At 46.2% G+C, this 16,841-nt stretch carries 11 protein-coding genes; 1 reads left to right on the top strand and 10 read right to left on the bottom strand.

Features of this window, described 5'->3' with window-relative positions; all coding sequences use genetic code 11:
- Window positions 1-21: 21 nt before the first annotated feature.
- On the top strand, window positions 22-1,224 hold the full coding sequence (locus tag AB4Z45_RS11315) for an MFS transporter (protein ID WP_441909322.1): 1,203 nt from the start codon (window positions 22-24) through the stop codon (window positions 1,222-1,224).
- Window positions 1,225-1,357: 133 nt separating this feature from the next.
- On the opposite strand, the gene gcvPB is transcribed toward AB4Z45_RS11315, so the two are convergent.
- The 10 genes from gcvPB to AB4Z45_RS11265 all read right to left on the bottom strand — a co-directional run bounded on the left by gcvPB (window position 1,358) and on the right by AB4Z45_RS11265 (window position 16,462).
- Complete coding sequence (gene gcvPB / locus AB4Z45_RS11310) at window positions 1,358-2,917, bottom strand: aminomethyl-transferring glycine dehydrogenase subunit GcvPB (RefSeq protein WP_441909321.1); 1,560 nt, start codon at window positions 2,915-2,917, stop codon at window positions 1,358-1,360.
- 34 nt (window positions 2,918-2,951) lie between these two features.
- A complete protein-coding gene (gene gcvPA, locus AB4Z45_RS11305; protein ID WP_441909319.1) occupies window positions 2,952-4,364 on the bottom strand; it encodes an aminomethyl-transferring glycine dehydrogenase subunit GcvPA in 1,413 nt (470 codons plus the stop codon).
- Window positions 4,365-4,402: 38 nt separating this feature from the next.
- Window positions 4,403-5,185: an SDR family NAD(P)-dependent oxidoreductase gene (locus AB4Z45_RS11300; protein WP_076270534.1), complete on the bottom strand. Its 783-nt coding sequence runs from the start codon at window positions 5,183-5,185 to the stop codon at window positions 4,403-4,405.
- Window positions 5,186-5,187: 2 nt separating this feature from the next.
- Window positions 5,188-8,355, bottom strand: a complete 3,168-nt coding sequence (locus tag AB4Z45_RS11295) for a glycoside hydrolase family 2 TIM barrel-domain containing protein (protein ID WP_441909318.1) — start codon at window positions 8,353-8,355, stop codon at window positions 5,188-5,190.
- Between the two features lie 53 nt (window positions 8,356-8,408).
- On the bottom strand, window positions 8,409-9,221 hold the full coding sequence (locus tag AB4Z45_RS11290; protein WP_441909317.1) for a carbohydrate ABC transporter permease: 813 nt from the start codon (window positions 9,219-9,221) through the stop codon (window positions 8,409-8,411).
- On the bottom strand, window positions 9,218-10,195 hold the full coding sequence (locus AB4Z45_RS11285) for a carbohydrate ABC transporter permease (RefSeq protein WP_441909316.1): 978 nt from the start codon (window positions 10,193-10,195) through the stop codon (window positions 9,218-9,220). Before AB4Z45_RS11285 ends, AB4Z45_RS11290 begins: the two co-directional genes overlap by 4 nt.
- Before the next feature lie 29 nt (window positions 10,196-10,224).
- Complete coding sequence (locus AB4Z45_RS11280) at window positions 10,225-11,505, bottom strand: ABC transporter substrate-binding protein (protein ID WP_441909315.1); 1,281 nt, start codon at window positions 11,503-11,505, stop codon at window positions 10,225-10,227.
- A 115-nt stretch (window positions 11,506-11,620) separates the two neighbouring features.
- Complete coding sequence (locus AB4Z45_RS11275; RefSeq protein ID WP_441909313.1) at window positions 11,621-12,838, bottom strand: response regulator transcription factor; 1,218 nt, start codon at window positions 12,836-12,838, stop codon at window positions 11,621-11,623.
- A complete protein-coding gene (locus tag AB4Z45_RS11270; protein ID WP_441909311.1) occupies window positions 12,816-14,564 on the bottom strand; it encodes a sensor histidine kinase in 1,749 nt (582 codons plus the stop codon). The genes AB4Z45_RS11275 and AB4Z45_RS11270 overlap by 23 nt, the downstream gene beginning before the upstream one ends.
- A 191-nt stretch (window positions 14,565-14,755) precedes the next feature.
- Window positions 14,756-16,462 carry an amylo-alpha-1,6-glucosidase gene (locus AB4Z45_RS11265; protein WP_441909309.1) on the bottom strand — a complete coding sequence of 569 codons (1,707 nt, stop codon included), beginning with the start codon at window positions 16,460-16,462 and terminating at the stop codon, window positions 14,756-14,758.
- Window positions 16,463-16,841 lie beyond the last annotated feature (379 nt).

Genomic DNA, 16,841 nt, shown 5'->3' with positions numbered 1-16,841 from the left:
TACAGAGAGAGGTATTATTTCATGAAGAAACCATTGAAAGAACAAAAAACCGTCCTATTTATCCTACTTAGTAATATATTCATCGTTTTTCTAGGCGTGGGATTAATCGTTCCGGTTATGCCATCCTTTATGAATATTATGCATTTATCAGGCCAATCTATGGGTTATCTTATGGCGGCCTTCGCGTTTGCGCAATTACTTATGTCTCCCCTTGCAGGACGGTGGATTGACACTTACGGCAGGAAGAAAATGATCGTTATCGGCTTATTCCTCTTCAGCATATCAGAGGTAATCTTTGGACTTGGCACACATGTATCCGTTCTTTACTTTTCCAGAATTTTAGGAGGTATTAGTGGTGCATTTATTATGCCCGCCGTAACCGCTTTTGTTGCTGATATTACCTCTGTGGAGGAAAGGCCCAAAGCGATGGGTTATATTTCTGCCGCGATTAGTATCGGTTTTATTATTGGTCCTGGCATCGGAGGTTTTATTGCTGAGCTGGGCGTGCGTGCCCCATTCTACTTTGCAGCTGGCTTCGCATTAATTACCTGTATTTCATCCCTATTTATTTTAAAAGAACCGCTATCCAAACAGGAGCTTCTGGAAATTAGTCAACTCAAAAAAGGGACCAACTTTGTATCTGATTTGAAACGATCGCTTCAACCACAATACATTATCGCCTTTATCATTGTGTTTGTACTGGCCTTTGGTTTATCAGCGTATGAAACAGTATTCAGTCTTTTTTCTGATCATAAATTTGGTTTCACTCCTCAAGATATTGCAGCCGTTATTACAATTAGTGCAATCTTCGGTGTTGTCGTTCAGGTCTTTATGTTTGGTAAAATGGTAGATAAACTCGGTGAGAAAAAACTTATCCAAATATGCTTGATTGCTGGCGTGTTTTTTGCAGTAGTATCCACCATGATCTCCGGATTTTTAGCTGTGTTGCTAGTCACGTCCTTTATCTTTCTCGCATTTGACCTGCTGCGGCCAGCATTAACGACCTATTTATCCAAAACAGCCGAGAAAGAACAAGGCTTTATTGCTGGAATGAACTCCACCTATACTAGCCTAGGCAATATCGTCGGACCTGCGCTTGGCGGAATATTATTTGATGTAAACATCAACTATCCGTATCTCTTTGCTGCTGTCATCATGTTGATTGGCCTTGTCATTACGATGATGTGGAAAGAAAAACAATTAGCTGGCAGCTTGGCAAAATAATGTATGGAACGCTATTGAACATCTAACGCATCTTCCTTCTTCACAATACGCATTATAAAAAAAGAAATCCGACGTCTTTTTGAAAGACATCGGATTTTTTTGCAAAATAATAGTTATCATTAATTAGCAATATTTATTCGGGTTGCGTCTTTTTTAAATAAGCCCGCCACGTAATGCACCATTGCTTTGGATCATCGAGGGATGATTCATCATTTCGGTGTACGGTGCTGTTATGCGGAGCTGATTTCACAATTTCCGGCTGCGTATAAGCTTCGTTCGAGATATGCTCCAGCGCATGAATATATTCGTCCAAATCTTCTTTGGAATAGGACTCTGTTGGCTCTAAGGTGAATGGCTGCTTCACGATATACGGATGATGGGAAGTCCAATAATGAAGGCCAAAATCGCACATGCGACGAGTAATATCCTCGGTTGTGACACCCGTTTCCTCGGTAAGCTGCTTCCAGCTGTAACGAACCTGCTCTAGGCGGCGACCTTTAATGTAGGGTGCACTTGCACCGCGAATTTGAAGTATTTTGTGATACAGATAGTTATTGTTAAGAACTGCAGTCTGTGCAACATCCTTTAGTCCATCTGGACCTAAACTCATTATCCAAGCATAGGAACGAAGCACCGTTTGAGCAACACCATGGAAGCTGCGCACTTTGCCAATACTGCTTTCTGACTGATCCGCTAATACATACTGGCCATCAACATAAACAACGAGCGGCCCCGGCAAAAAAGGTTTAAGCGCTTCGCTCACGCCTAGCGCACCTGTAGCTGGACCGCCGCACATATGAGGAGCAGCAAAGGTTTTATGCAAGTTGAAGAAACACATATCGAAGCCAGCTTCCTTCGCCCGGGTAATACCGAGCAAACCATTAGCATTAGCTTGATCATAGAAGCAGATGCCGCCCGCTTCATGAACCAAATCGGTGAACTCGCGAATACGGTGATTGAAAATACCGGTATCTTCCGGATTTGCTACGACAAATCCAGCGGTCCTCTCCGATATCGCATTTCTCAGCTTCTCCAAATCAGGGAATCCGTCTTCGTCCGGATGAAGCGTAATGATTTTGTAGCCTTTAACTGCAGCTGTTGCAGCTTGAGAAGGATGGGAGAAAATCGTTGTAATGATTTCATCCCGCTGATCTCCTTCGCCCCGCGAATCATGGTATGCACGAACGATGGAAGCCATCGCGAGCAAAGCCTGCGTCCCGCTGCTTGGCTGAAACGAGAAGGCATCCATTCCGCTAATTTCACGCATGGCCAGATCCATTTTATAGAAAATTTCTAATATGCCTTGAACAGAACCTGCATCCTGCAACGGATGGAGCTCCGTCATATGCGGTGTGCGGATCAGCATTTCGTTAATACGCGGAATATATTTCATCGTACAAGTACCTTGACCGATCTCAACGTTCAAATCGGAGCCCAGTGTCTCTTGCGAGAGGCGCAAATAATGGCGAAGCACTTTTGCTTGACCAATCTCGGGAAGCCCCGGCGCATTGCTGCGACGCATGGATGCAGGTATGCGCCGGGTACCATCTCCTACCTCGGCAACAATCCCAGCCTCAGTTCCAGGCGGAATGACACCTCGCTCGCCCTGACGATGAAGTTCAAATATGATCGGCTCATCCCATTTGGCTTGATGGAAATTTCGGACTTTATGGTCCCTGCGAATTCGTTTCATGGCGCTTTCGTCCTTCCTCTGTATAAGTCAATCCTCATTTGCGAACGATCGTTTGAATCGTGTCTGCCAGGCGATCTAGATCAAGCTGCGAATGAATTTCCGTCACGCAGTACAGTGCAGTTTGTCCCCACTGCGGGAAGGCAGCCGACAAATCTTTTCCTCCAAAAATTCCTGCTTCCAAGAGCTGAGCGTTTATCTGAGCGACCGTTAAGCCAGTATGATTAAAGTCAACAATAAACTCTTTAAAGAAGGCTGCTTCTCCGAATCGAAGAGAAACGCCTGGAATAGCAGAGAGCTTCTTCGCTGCATATTGCGACTTCTGCATGATCGTCTCTCCGACCTCTTGCATGCCGGTCGGTCCAAGCAAGGACAAGTAGACGCCAGCTGTTATTCCCCATAATGCAGTTTGGGTGCCAACAGATTCCTTCCCTTTCTCACGCAGCGCAAAGGAAGTTCGCTCATATGCCACATCGCCAAAGCCATACTCGCCTTCTACCTCAGTAGGCACAATGCCGAACAATCTTGATGGATACTCCATGACATACTTCTCTTCATCACGGGTCGCAATAAAACCGGCTTGCCCCCCGCCATAATTCATGTGCATTCCAAGAGGCTGCAAATCTCCGCATACGATATCAGCGCCGTACTGGCTAGGCGGCTGAAGAACGCCAAGGGAGATGGGATCAACACCAACGATCGAAATCGCATCTACTGAATGCGCAAGCTCTGATATTTCATGCCCTTGATCTTCGATAATACCTAGATAACCAGGATTCTCGAAGTAAACCGCAGCGATATCGCTCGATAGCTTGCTGCGCAAATCATCTAAGCTCATTTTGCCCGTTGCCTCGTCGATTTCAACGAATCGAAGCTCCATCACAGGCGTGCAATAATTGTTGATGATCATCACTTTGTCAGGATCAACCGACCTTGGAAGCAAGGCAACTTTGCGCCCTGTCATGCGCCCTGCCATCCGAATCGAAGTTGACGCAGCTTGCGCCCAGTCAAAAGTAGGGACGTTTACGACATCCATATCAACTAGCTCAGCCATCAAACTTTGATACTCAAACAACGTTTGGAAGCGTCCATGATCTTCATAGGGTTCACCTGCATAAGCCGTTACAAATTCGGAACGCTGATTGATCTCATCACAGACAGCTGGAATAAAATGCTGCCAGCAGCCCGCTCCTAAAAAATTCAGATAAGCTGCACCATGCTTATTTTTTGCAAGCAGGCCATCGATATGACGGCGCAGCTCATATTCCGTCATCGCTGGAGGAAGGTTCATCTCATGATTCAGCTTTAAGCTCTCTGGTATGCCTTCGTGAAGCTGGTCCATCGAGGTGAGTCCAATTTCCTTCAGCATCGCTTCGCGAACTTCAGGTACCGTATTCGGTATATAAGGATGGGCATACGTTCTGTTCTTAGGCAAAATAAACGCCTCCATTCATCGTTGTCAGAATTAGTTGTATCCTGTAGCCGTTCTTAAGCAATACCGCCGCCATCCACAACGAGCACGCTTCCTGTTACCCAAGAAGACATATCGCTTGCTAGGAACAGAACCGCATTCGCAATATCACGCGGCGTTCCAAGCCTTTCAAGCGGACGACCGCTGGCAGAGGCGACAAGGAATGCTGCCTCGTCCTGCTGCAGCTGCTTTGCTTCATCGCGCAGGAGCGGTGTATCCGTATCGCCAGGTGAGACGCAGTTCACACGAATATTGGCGATTCCGTGATCGATAGCCATCGCCCTCGTTAAATTCACGACACCAGCCTTGGCTGCGCAATAAGCTGCAGCCCGATCTCCGCCTTTTAGACCCCAGCCCGAACCCGAATTAATGATACTTCCTCCACCGCTGCGTTCCATGATAGGAATGATATATTTGGAGAGCAGATAGACACCCTTCAAGGAAACATCCAAAACGAGATCCCAGTCGCGTTCTTCCAGCTCCACGACAGTCTTGCGGCGAATAACGCCGGCATTGTTGAACAAGATATCTACTCGGCCATGAGCAGAATCAATTTCTGCTGCTGCACGCTGGCAATCTGCTGAAGAGGTTACATCACAGCGCTGAAAGCTCGCTTGGCCTCCCTTTTCCCTTATTCCTTTAACCGCCTGCTCGCCCATCGCTTCATTAATATCAATAAGGATAGCTGCTGCACCGAAGCTGGCAAGAAGTTCAGCTGTCGCAAGTCCAATTCCAGAGGCGCCTCCGGTGATTACGGCTACTTTTCCCGATAGATTAAGCATGTCTTGTGTATGAAGCATCATTATTTCTCCTCCTGTTGTAGTAGATTCGCTTCCTGTCTCATGTGATGGCTGAGCCTCTCGGGAGCCGTATCTTCAGAAAGATAAGGCTTCAGCAGCAGTCTGAAACGGAATTCCTCTGCCGCAACTTTGTTTTCCAGTGATTGAGAAGGTCCACAGCTATTGCTGCCAAGACCATTCTGGCGATAATCCAAATTAAGTGTAATAAAATCCCGCGGAACAAGATCACTTGCATGCTGCGCTGCTTCTAAGTCGCCATCCGTATAACGTCGAGCACTGAACTCAAGCGCCTCTACACCTGCCGCCAGCAGCCCAATTCCACTGCCGTCTGTAATAGATACAAAGCGAACATCCATACGATTCCCGTTCTCTTGTGGATAGATATATGGGGTAAATAGTTCATCAACTGACTTTGTATACACACCAAATCTTCCTGCTTCCTTGCTGTCGGAATAATTTTCTCCCGGACCACGGCCATACCATTTGACATTATCCATTTCTGACGGCATTTCCAATTGAAATCCAATCTTAGGAAGCATAGCAGGCGGCTTGCCTTCAGGTACGCCATGCACATCAATCATGATTAAGCCTGTGCCTGTTACAGTGTAAGTCGTTTCACAGCGGAAGCCCCAATCATAGACAGGCGGAGCAATTCGGGAGGACCAGCTGATCCGAATCGTCCCTTCATTTAATCGCTCCCAATGGCAATCATCGATTCGTTCCGTCAATTTATCGAGATGCGCCTTGCGCCAATCGGGCAGGACATACATATCGTTATCAATCGGGGCTCGCCAGAAGTTGAGACGCGGCCCTTTATTTATTAACTCTTGTCCGTTTATTCGGAGTGAGCTGATCCCTGATTGCCGTGAATCGAATACCAAATTGAAATAATCGTTCCCCATGCTAATCTGTCGTCCATCCTCCTTGCACGATAAGCTAGGAATAGGTAGACTTGCGGCTGCTGCTAAAGTCAATCCTTCATTGGCATAATCCCCGTCAGCACGGATTGTTGAGCAGCTCCGCGCAGGTTCAATGGCAAACTGCGCCCATGCGATCTCGTGCCCTCTCTCTCCCCACATGCAAGATGCTGCAAGCGAGAAGCCGATATTCAGCCAGCGCTCCGCCCCCTCCACGGATAAGGACAACTGCGAATCATTTCGCATAGGAATACGAAGCTCTGCACTTTCACCGGGTGCTATCCTAGGCAGCGAAAGTACACCACTTTGGACAATCCGTCCTTCTACTGTCACATTCCAATCTGCATATAGATGATCCAGCGTTAGGAAGTCATACCGATTCGTAATTCGTACACGATCATTATTTATATACAAGGCTCTGACAGGCTCGATAATCTTCTTATATTCAATGAGCCCGGGAGATGGCGTTCGATCTGGACGAACAAGGCCATCAATAACAAAATTGCTGTTGTTAGGAACATCGCCATAGTCTCCACCATAAGCATAATCAACTTTGCCATCGGCTGTTTTCCTGCGAATGCCGTGATCGATCCATTCCCATACGAAGCCGCCCTGCAATCTTCGATAAGCATCAAAGGTATCAAAATAGGGTTTGAGACCGCCGGGACCATTCCCCATCGCATGAGCGAATTCACATAGGATATGCGGCTTAGGATGATCAACCAGCTGTCCAAAACCTTCCATCTTCTCTACGGAGGAGTACATTGTGCTCACGATGTCGCACACTTCCGCTTCACGATCCTCTTCATAGTGAATAAGACGGGTCGGATCGTTTTGTTTGCACCATTCCGACATTGCCCGGAAGTTGCAGCCAAAGCCAGATTCGTTGCCGAGCGACCAGAACAGAATGGAAGGATGATTCTTATCCCTCTCCACCATACGCCTCATCCGCTCCACATACGCTTCCTGCCATGCTGGGTCATCGCTTAGCTTAGCAATATTGCCCAAAAGCTCGAAGCCATGTGTCTCTAAGTCCGTTTCTTCCATGACATACAAACCGTATTCATCACAAATATCATAAAATCTCGGATCATTCGGATAATGTGCCGTTCTAACCGCATTAATGTTATGCTGTTTCATCATTTTCACATCTTGGATCATCGTCGATAGGGTGACTGTTCGTCCCGTATCAGGGTGATGGTCATGACGATTTACACCTTTGAGCAAAATGGCTTTGCCATTCACCAGAAATTGGCCGTTCTTTACTTCTATCTTCCTGAAGCCCACCCGCTGAGCAACGGTCTCGATCATTTGTGCACTCTGATCCACAATACTTATTGTCAGATGATACAAAGCAGGAGCTTCCGCACTCCAAAGGGCTGGCTTCACAATTGGAATGGCGAAACTTGCTACGAAAGTCTGACCATCAGCAGATGAGATTTGCTTCACTGCTGAGGAAACAAAAGCACCTTCAGGGCCAAGCAGCTCCAGCCGAACTTCGCCTTGAAGATCCTCTCCACTCAGTTCCACCTGTACCGATAACATCCCATCGTAATATTCACTATCCAAATCGGTAACGACTCGGTAGTCCACAATACGAACCGCTGATGGCTCCGAAATCAAATATACATCTCGAAAAATACCGCTCATATACCACATATCCTGATCTTCCAAGTAACTTCCGTCCGACCACTGGTATACACGAACAGCTAGACGGTTGATACCCGGTTTCGCATAAGGCGTCAAATCAAACTCTGATGTCAATCGGCTTCCTTGGCTGTATCCCACGAATGTCCCGTTAACCCACAAATGAAAGGCACTATCAACGCCATCGAACTTGACGGCAAGCTTTCTTCCATTCCAATGTGCAGGCAGCTCGAATTCTCGTATATAGCTGCCTGTTGGATTATCATTCGGTACATAAGGCGGATCAACAGGGAATGGATAATACAAGTCTGTATAATGCGGATTTCCATAACCTTTCAGCTGCCAATGACTTGGAACCTGAATATCATCCCAGCTGGATGTATCATAATGGTCTTCATAAAATCCATCCGGTGCCCACTCAGGCCCCTTCGCATAATGAAACTTCCAACTGCCATTTAATGAGCGGAACCAAGGGGAGCTCCCTCGGTCATAGCTCAAAGCTCCAGCACGATCGGAATACGGGATGAAATATGATCGACTTTTCGCACGGCCACGTGCAAGTATGGCAAGGTTATCCCAATCGCGTTCTATTTTCTCGTTTCGCATCGATGCCGCTCCTCTCCTAAACCTATCTCTATCACTCTATCTATTCATGCTGCCTATCCCTTAATCCCCGTACCTGCTATTCCACCGACAATATAACGCTGTGCGAAAAAAAATACAGCGAGCGGAGGAATCGAGATGAGGCAAGTAATCGCCATAATCGACTGCATATCGTCGCCGAACATGCCCTTGAACTGCGCTAATCCAAGCGTCAGTGTGTACTTCGACTGATCATTAAGGAAAATAAGCGGCCCCAGATAATCATTCCAGCAGCTCATCATTTGAAACACAGCGACTAAAATAAGCGATGGTCCCATGAGCGGCACTATAATCCGCACAAGAATTCCAATTTTGCTCGCCCCATCTATAGTTGCCGMCTCATCAAGCTCACGCGGAATCGTAAGAATAAACTGCCTCAGCAAAAATATGAAGTAAGCTGAACCGAACCAAGAAGGTACGATAAGCGGTTTGAGCGTATTAATCCATCCCAAATAGTTGAACTCCATATACTGCGGAATCATTGTCACTTCCCAAGGAACCATCATCGTCGCTAGTACAACTAGGAAAAGCAGATTGCGACCCTTAAAATCAAATCTCGCGAACCCGTAAGCTACTAGAGTACAGGATATTAACTGGCCAATCGTAGACAACGAAGTTACGATAAGCGTATTTTTCAGAAATAAGTTAAAAGGCTGCGTCGTCCATGCTTCCGCAAAGTTGCTGAATTTCCAAACCGAAGGAATCCATTTTGGCGGAAAAAGATACAGCTCCGATTGCGACTTAAGAGCGGTCGTTAACGCCCAAAATAACGGGGCTGCGAACATCAGCGAGCAGAAAATCAGCAGCGAATAAACGATGATCCGCCTCATACGGATCTCCCCTTTCCACTGGACTTTGATTTCTTCTCCGGCAAACGTTTCATTTCGCCTTCATAGAACACCCAAGCCTCTGACGACTTGAATACAAAAAAAGTCAATGTGAGCACAATGAGAAACATAAACCATGCGTTTGCAGCAGAGTAGCCCATTTTGAAAAACTTGAACGCATTCTCATACATGTACATCGCATAGAAGTACGTAGATTTCATAGGGCCTCCGCCCGTGAGCAATAACGCGAGAGTGAGCTGTTGAAACGCCGCTATAATTGAAGTAATTAGGTTGAACAAAATCGTCGGCGTTAGCAGCGGAATCGTTACACTGATGAACTGCCTGATCATACCTGCCCCATCAATTGATGCGGATTCATAAAGATCCTTTGGAATTCCCTTGAGCCCAGCGAGAAAGACGAGCATCATTGCGCCTTGTCCCCATAGGCTTGCGACAACCATAGCAACAAGAGACCACTGTGTTTCATTCAGCCAGTCCGGGCCTTGTACACCGACGAGTGACAGAAAATAATTCAATATGCCATAATCACCGCTGTACACCCAAGACCAGATCATTGCTAAAGCTACACCTGAGATGACAGAAGGCAAATAAAATGCTGTTCGAAAAATCGCACTGCCCCGTGTCTTCTGGTTAAGAAGAATCGCAAGTCCGAGCCCAACTGCAATATTGAGCGGAACAAATAGCGCTGCAAACTTAATCGTGACGCCGAATGATTTCCAAAACAACGGATCATCTGTAAACATTTCTACATAGTTGCCAAATCCAATAAATTGCACCTTGCCCACGATCGGCCAATCAAAAAAAGAAATAATAAGTGAAAACAACAACGGTCCCAAAGTGAAAACGAGGAATCCAAAGATCCATGGAAAAATGAAGAGGTAGGGCACAGCCCCACCCCATCTGCGTTTCAGGCTGGCTGAATGTTTTCCTGCTGTCTGTGGGTAGGTCTGAGCCATCTCCTAACCTTCTTTCTGCAGCTATAATGTTATTTCAAGTAACGCTCGCTATCTTTTACCGCCTGATTCAATGCTTCCTGCGCATTGCTGCCATGCATAACTGCTTCTACTGCCGCGGAAAGCTGTCTATTCACTTCATTCCACTTTGCGTTAAGCAGGAAAGCCGGTGTATTATCAGAACGTTCAAGCATCGTGTAGTACGGCTTGTACAGAGGATCTTGATCTTTTTTGAGCTCTTCCACGACGCTTAATCTTACTGGCAAATCAGCTACGCGCATCTTGATTGCTTCATTCGATACATAATATTTGATAAATTCCCAAGCCAAATCCTTTTGCTTGGAATCCTTGGCAATGGACAGCGCAGATTCTGCGACAACGCCTTTAACCTGCTTGCCTGGAAATGCTGGCATCTCCACGGTGCCTACATCAATGCCAGCTTGCTTGAAAGATTCGAGCGGCCAAATTCCGCTCTCCCACATGGCGATTTTGCCAGCTTTAAAAATATCCTCGCCGCTTTGTTGACCTTTACCACCTGCAAGCACGGCAGAGCCGTCCTTTAACATGTCGCCAAACATTTGAATCACACCTGCTGTTTCGCTGCTGTTCATGTAACCGTCTATTGTTTTACCGTCATCCGATATATAGGAGCTGCCATTGCTCCATACAAACCCTTGCAGATCATAAGTGTCATTCTCAGCCCGAACTCCGAAGCCATATTGCTTCTTTGTTTTGTCCGTCAGCTGCTTGGAAATTTCTTGAAACTCATCCCATGTCCAGCCATCCTTCGGATAAGGAACCTTCGCATCATCAAACATTTTCTTGTTGTAGTACACAACACGTGTCGTGAAACCTGCAGGAATGCCATAAAGGTTGTTGTCAATTGTCGCGTAATTAAATAGGCCGCTGTAGAAGTCATCCTTTTTCAGGTCCGCATCACTGTCTGCATAGCTGTTAAGCGGCTCAAGCGACTGGTGATAGGTTGGAAAATCCCACATGTACATGACATCGGGAGGATTTGTAGCCCCGAAGCCTGCAGCCAGCTTTTGGTCAAATCCATCTGCGTAAGCCTCTACCTGAACCTTCGTGCCAGGATGATTGGCTTCGAACTTCTTAGCGATATCCTGCTCAATCTTGAGCGCATCCCCAGTATCCCATGTAGCGAATCGAAGCGTTTTCAAAGCTGTAGAACCTTTTTCATTATCAGGCTTCGCTGTCGTGCCATTTGTACTTTCGTTATTGCCTGAACATGCAGTAAGCATGGTCACAGTCATAACCGTCGTAACAATAATAAGAGAAATTTTGTTCTTCATTCTGGTAGCTCCCCTATCCGTGTAGTACTTCGTAATTGAACTGCTTTCATCTTAATAAAAATGAAAGCGCTACAAAACCGTTAAACATTCGAATGTTGGTGTGGTTTTGTTCGATTTACTTGGGAAGGTGCACATCTGTTTGGAGCGTACTGCCTTTTTGTTGGGTACGGTAGCAGCTGGGCGTTTGCCCCGTGCAGCGCTTGAACCATTTACTGAAATATTTGCTATCGCCAAGCCCTGTACGCTCGGCTATGTCCTGCATAGTAAGCGTCGTTTCTTTCAATAACACATAGGAAAGTTTCAGCTTGCGTTTATACTGATAGGCGACAAAGCTGTCCCCTACTGCTTTTTTGAACAGGATCGAGAAATGGCTGCGGCTGAGGCCGACCTGTTTGGCCACGTCGCTGACTGACCAATCTGCCGCTGGGTTATCATGCAGCAAGTTAACTGCTCGCCAAATTGCCTCTGGCCAATCCACTGCGGATACGCTGTGGGCTTTCTCCAGTTCTGCTTCTTTATGAAGCGCTGACCATGCTTGAAGTCGTTCATCCGCATGCATGAGCGGCCCTCTTTTGGCCCACTGCAGCTTCGTATTCTTGCTCTTTTGCTCCACTAGCAGCATGTCCAAGACATTTAATTTAGATTGCGGGACGATACAGTAGCAGCGTTCCTCCCCATAAGGAATAATCGTCCCTTCACAAATTTTTTGATCCTCGTATGTCACTTTCTTCAATAGATCAAGCCAGGATGACTCGCAGCCTGAAGTCTTGACCAAATAGATATAGACAGGCTCGCCATGGAAAGACCACTCCTCGCGAGTACGTTTCTCCATCTCGCCAATAAATTTATTGTTATGTCCATTCAACCAAGCGTACAACAGGGTACTCAAGCGTTCACCTTGATCAATGCCATTTTCTTCAAGCACCGCGGATTCCGAAGCCGCCCCCAGTTCACTCTGGAACTTCGCCAGCATTCCTTCCAGCTCTTCGTCCTCGAAGGCGGTTTTGAGCAGATAACCTGATGCGCCCAGCTTCATGCCCTGCTGCGCGTATTCAAAATCCCGGTGGCAGCTGAGTAAAATTATTTTTGTATTAGGAGCCTTCTCCTTTACTTTCCGTGATAATTCGATGCCATCCATCTCGGGCATGACAATATCTGTTATGAGAACTTCAGGCTGATGTTCAAGAAAAGCATCCCAGGCTTTGCGGCCGTTTGAAGCGTCAGCGACCACTTCCATTCCATATTTATCCCAAGGAACGGTTGAGCGAAGTCCCTTGCGGACAATACTTTCGTCATCTGCGATTAACACCTTAATCATCTTGGTTGCTTTCATGCAGGTTTTCCTCCTTTTTGGGCCATTCAATGATGATCGTAGTCCCTTCACCCTGAATCGATTGTACGGTTAACCCATATTGCAAGCCAAAATGCAGTTTAAATTTCTGATCGGCATTTTGCACACCAAGTCCTCCTCGGCCCTTGCGATTCGTCATATTGGGCAATAGTAGAAGCTTTAGCTTATCTGGTGAAATGCCAGCTCCGTTATCAGATAAACTAAGCAATAAATGATTGCCTTTTTCCTTTACGGTCAAATGGATCACACCCTTGCCATCCTCGAAGCCATGGAAAAAAATATTTTCGAACAATGGCTGCAGCGTCATTCGAGGAATCAGATAGCGTTTCAAATGCTCATCGCATTCCAGCTCATACTCGAACGTGGAACCGTAGCGAACTTCTTGAATTTTCAAAAAATGATCAATCATCCGAAGCTCACGTTCCATAGAAATCAATTCCTGTGAGATATCCAAATTACCCTCAAGCACCATCGTAAGGTGATACAACATCTGACGGATATCTTCTGCTCCTTGCAGTCTCGCTTTCCATTGAATCGAATTAAGCGTGTTAAACAGTAAATGGGGATTAATTTGATAATGGAAAGCCTTCAGCTCCGCCTCCTTCTTCAGTCGCTCGCTCCGTTCAACTTCGCCAATTAACGATTGTATCCCGCTAACCATATTATTAAAGCTTGTATCCAGGATGCCTAGCTCGTCATGGGATTCAACCTGAGTCCTCGTATGCAGCTTTCCGAAGCTTACCTTCTGCATTGCATCCTTAAGGCGGCGAATCCGCGCGGTAAACCGGGAAGAGAACAAGTATGCAAGTCCAAAGGCCAGCAGACAGGAGCCAAAAGCGACGATGACGGTATTCGACCGTATAATGTCGGAAGTGCGATAAAAGGATGCAGCAGGCAATCGTGCCTCAATGCTCCACCCATTAACAGCAATAGTTTTAGTCCATAAGATGTCACTCTCTTTGGGCTCGAAGTCGGTTGCCGTCTCATAGATAATCCTTCCTTGTGGATCATCAATTTTGAGATGTGCCTTCGTATCATTCTCGAACAGCTTGAACATATGAAGCAGATCCTCGGCATTTTCTTCGATTAATATTTTACTGCCTCGCAGCGCTCCGTATGGACTATTTACCGGTACTGCCAAGCCAAGCAATGAGATCCCGTTCTCCATCGTTTCGCCCATAGCATGGTTCTGAGAGTAAAATCCTAACCAATACTTGCCGCCAAAAGAATTGTTCATAGCTTGCCATGCGGGAATAAGGCTGAGCTTGGATACATCAAGATTATTTTCCCCATAATAATAGCCGGAACTGGTAATAATATAGATTCCAATCGTTCGATCGGATTTAAGCGCTTTCAAAAGTGCTTCGAAATCATTTTTATCCATGATATCTTTATACGTAGTCGGCACGTGATCACTTAGATCAACGCGCGCAGGATCAAGCAAATAGGAATAAATAGTTTCCGTTGTCTGATTCATTCGATTCAAATAAGAGCTCATCTGCTGTTCCAATTGAGCAACTGCATTATCTCCATATTTGCCAAACTGAGAATTAATGACCTTCGCGGATTGGTAATAAGACAAGGCTCCAAGCGAGAGCAGCGGAATAATGGTCACAATCAGAAAACAGAAGAGCAGCTTGGTTCGTATGCTCCGGTAAGAGCCAGACAAAAGAGGAAGTTTAAGTTTCTTAAGTACATGATTCATCATAATTACATCCTTCCTACTCCACTCCATAATACTTGAAGTGTATCATGGACCTCTTTTACCGAACAATGAGAAGCAATTCCAGCAAATATGCTATAGACAACAACCCACCAATCACAATTGAGATCTTATTCCCCTAAACGTCAAAAGCACCTCCCGTCAGCCTATTATTGGCTTATTGGAAGTGCAGTGATTCATTCGGTTGTATACTCATTCCCCAAAATGAGGAACACGCTCGACGTCCATGTAAACGCTCGATCACGTAAACCTTGACCCGTCATCGCATCGAAATTTTCGGCCATTCCGCTTCGGTCCAGCATGGCGCAAAACCGGCGTGAGACCATTTCAGCAAGCTCAAGATCTCCTGCTGCGGCAGCACCTTCAACCAGTATCATAGTCGAGGGCGCCCAGATTGGACCACGCCAATAGCCGTCAGCGCTATAGAAAGGACTATTCACACTCTCCGTCGCCCAGCCATTAGCAGTTAAGAATCTGTTCTCATCACGCAGCCCTTCTAGCAGTGCAGTACGGATATACTCAGGTAGACGTTTGCCCAATATAATTGGAACGAACAATAATAGGCTGTCTCCTTCGGATAGCTCATGCGTACCTGATCGGCAGGCTGTAAATTGACCTTTTTTCCAAAAATGGCTGATCATTTTTTTCATTGTTCCCTCAGCAAGCTGTCTCCATTCGACTGCTTCTTCCACGTGACCGAACATTTCAGCAATTTCAGCTAAAAGCTCTGCTTGAAGAATAAGAAAAGCTGCTAAATCTGGGCTCTCTACCGGAATGCCATTGTTAAACGCCGTACTGTTGTCCCAGCCGGAGTCGTTACCATGATTGTATTGCGGAATGCCATCGCTATCGCCATCGCGGTAGTTGAACCACCATTTTGTCCATTTGGACAAAGGCCCATAAACCTCTTGAAGCTGCGCCTCCTTGATAAAGTCCGTTCGTGCCATCATCCAAGCAAGTGTCCATCCATGAATGGGCGGTTTGTTGCAATTCCACAATTCATATTTATCGTTGATGAAATCCGGGATAAGCCCGCTCTCATCCTGCCGGTCAAAGAAAATCATAAACTGATCCCATGCGAGCTTCGGATCATGGCGAACAAGCGCCATCGCATTAAAGCAGTGATCCCAGCTCCAAATGTTCGTCATCCAGTTCTTTGACATATACATCGCTGGCCTAGTGAGACAGCCTTCTGCCGGAACGAGGCAGGACCACGTAATATAAGCGGCAAGTACTCGGCTTTCTTCCCAGCGTTGTGGCAGCGTTAAGCTATTATCCAACCACAAATTAAACTCTTCCTTCACTTGCTTAACGACATCATCAAAAGGTTCCCAAGCCATTCGCGGCTCCAAAATGGTCCTAAACTCTTCAATAGCAAATTCTAATTTACCCGTTTTATTGTCCGGCAAGAAACTTGCGATAACATATGAGCTTTTGATTTTGTCCCATGGGACTTCCATCCGCAGCTCGCCAACAAGCGCAGTAAGCATGAACCTGCATTCATGGGTGAAGCTGTTTACTTCCCAGCTGCTAGGTGACGCTTGATAGGCATAATCATAAGCGGCCGTACGGAAGGTAAAGCGAATTCCGCAGCCGTTCGCGCGAACACGGAATGTCCGGCTGTCAGATATACAAATTTCTGCCGTTAAGCCGCGTTCCGATGTCAACTGAATCCGCTCCGGGGAAGCTTTGGACAGGAAAGATACAGATTGGCCGCTTTCATCGAGCATATCGATATGGAAAGCTTCGCCGAATTTATCATCGCCACCGCGCACGGTGCGCATATATAGGCCTTGTATTCTATCTTTGGCTTCAGGCAAAATGGAGATCGCTAGGAACGATTCTCTTCGACTGAAAGGTACTATACTTAAGTCAAAGTTCATATCTAATCTCCTTTACGGAATAGTATACGCTTTCATTGTATCGAAAGGAGTCCTCGGAAAAAACGGACAGTTGTTTCTGATGGGTGGGAAATTTGTTTCGTTAGAGGCTTTGTTTATCACGACGGGGGAGTTTTGTTCGATGAATGTTGGACTTTTGTTCGAATCGGTATTCAAAATAGTTCTTAAATTTGATCGTATTGGATTCAGACGATGACCTCCCTCCTCGATGCAACCTTCTCACTTTATTCCATCCACACGGATTGATCCTGTGGTTATTCCAACATATAAAAAATCAATCACGCCCAATGGACGTGATTGATTTTTTTTGTTGCGGTCTAAGGGGAGATCACCACTGGCCTCATCGCTGTAGTTTGCTCTC

The organism is Paenibacillus sp. MCAF9 (assembly GCF_052114265.1).
Classification (GTDB): domain Bacteria; phylum Bacillota; class Bacilli; order Paenibacillales; family Paenibacillaceae; genus Pristimantibacillus.
The sequence above is the reverse complement of the archived record's forward strand: the minus strand, read 5'-3'. Positions and strand labels throughout refer to the sequence as shown.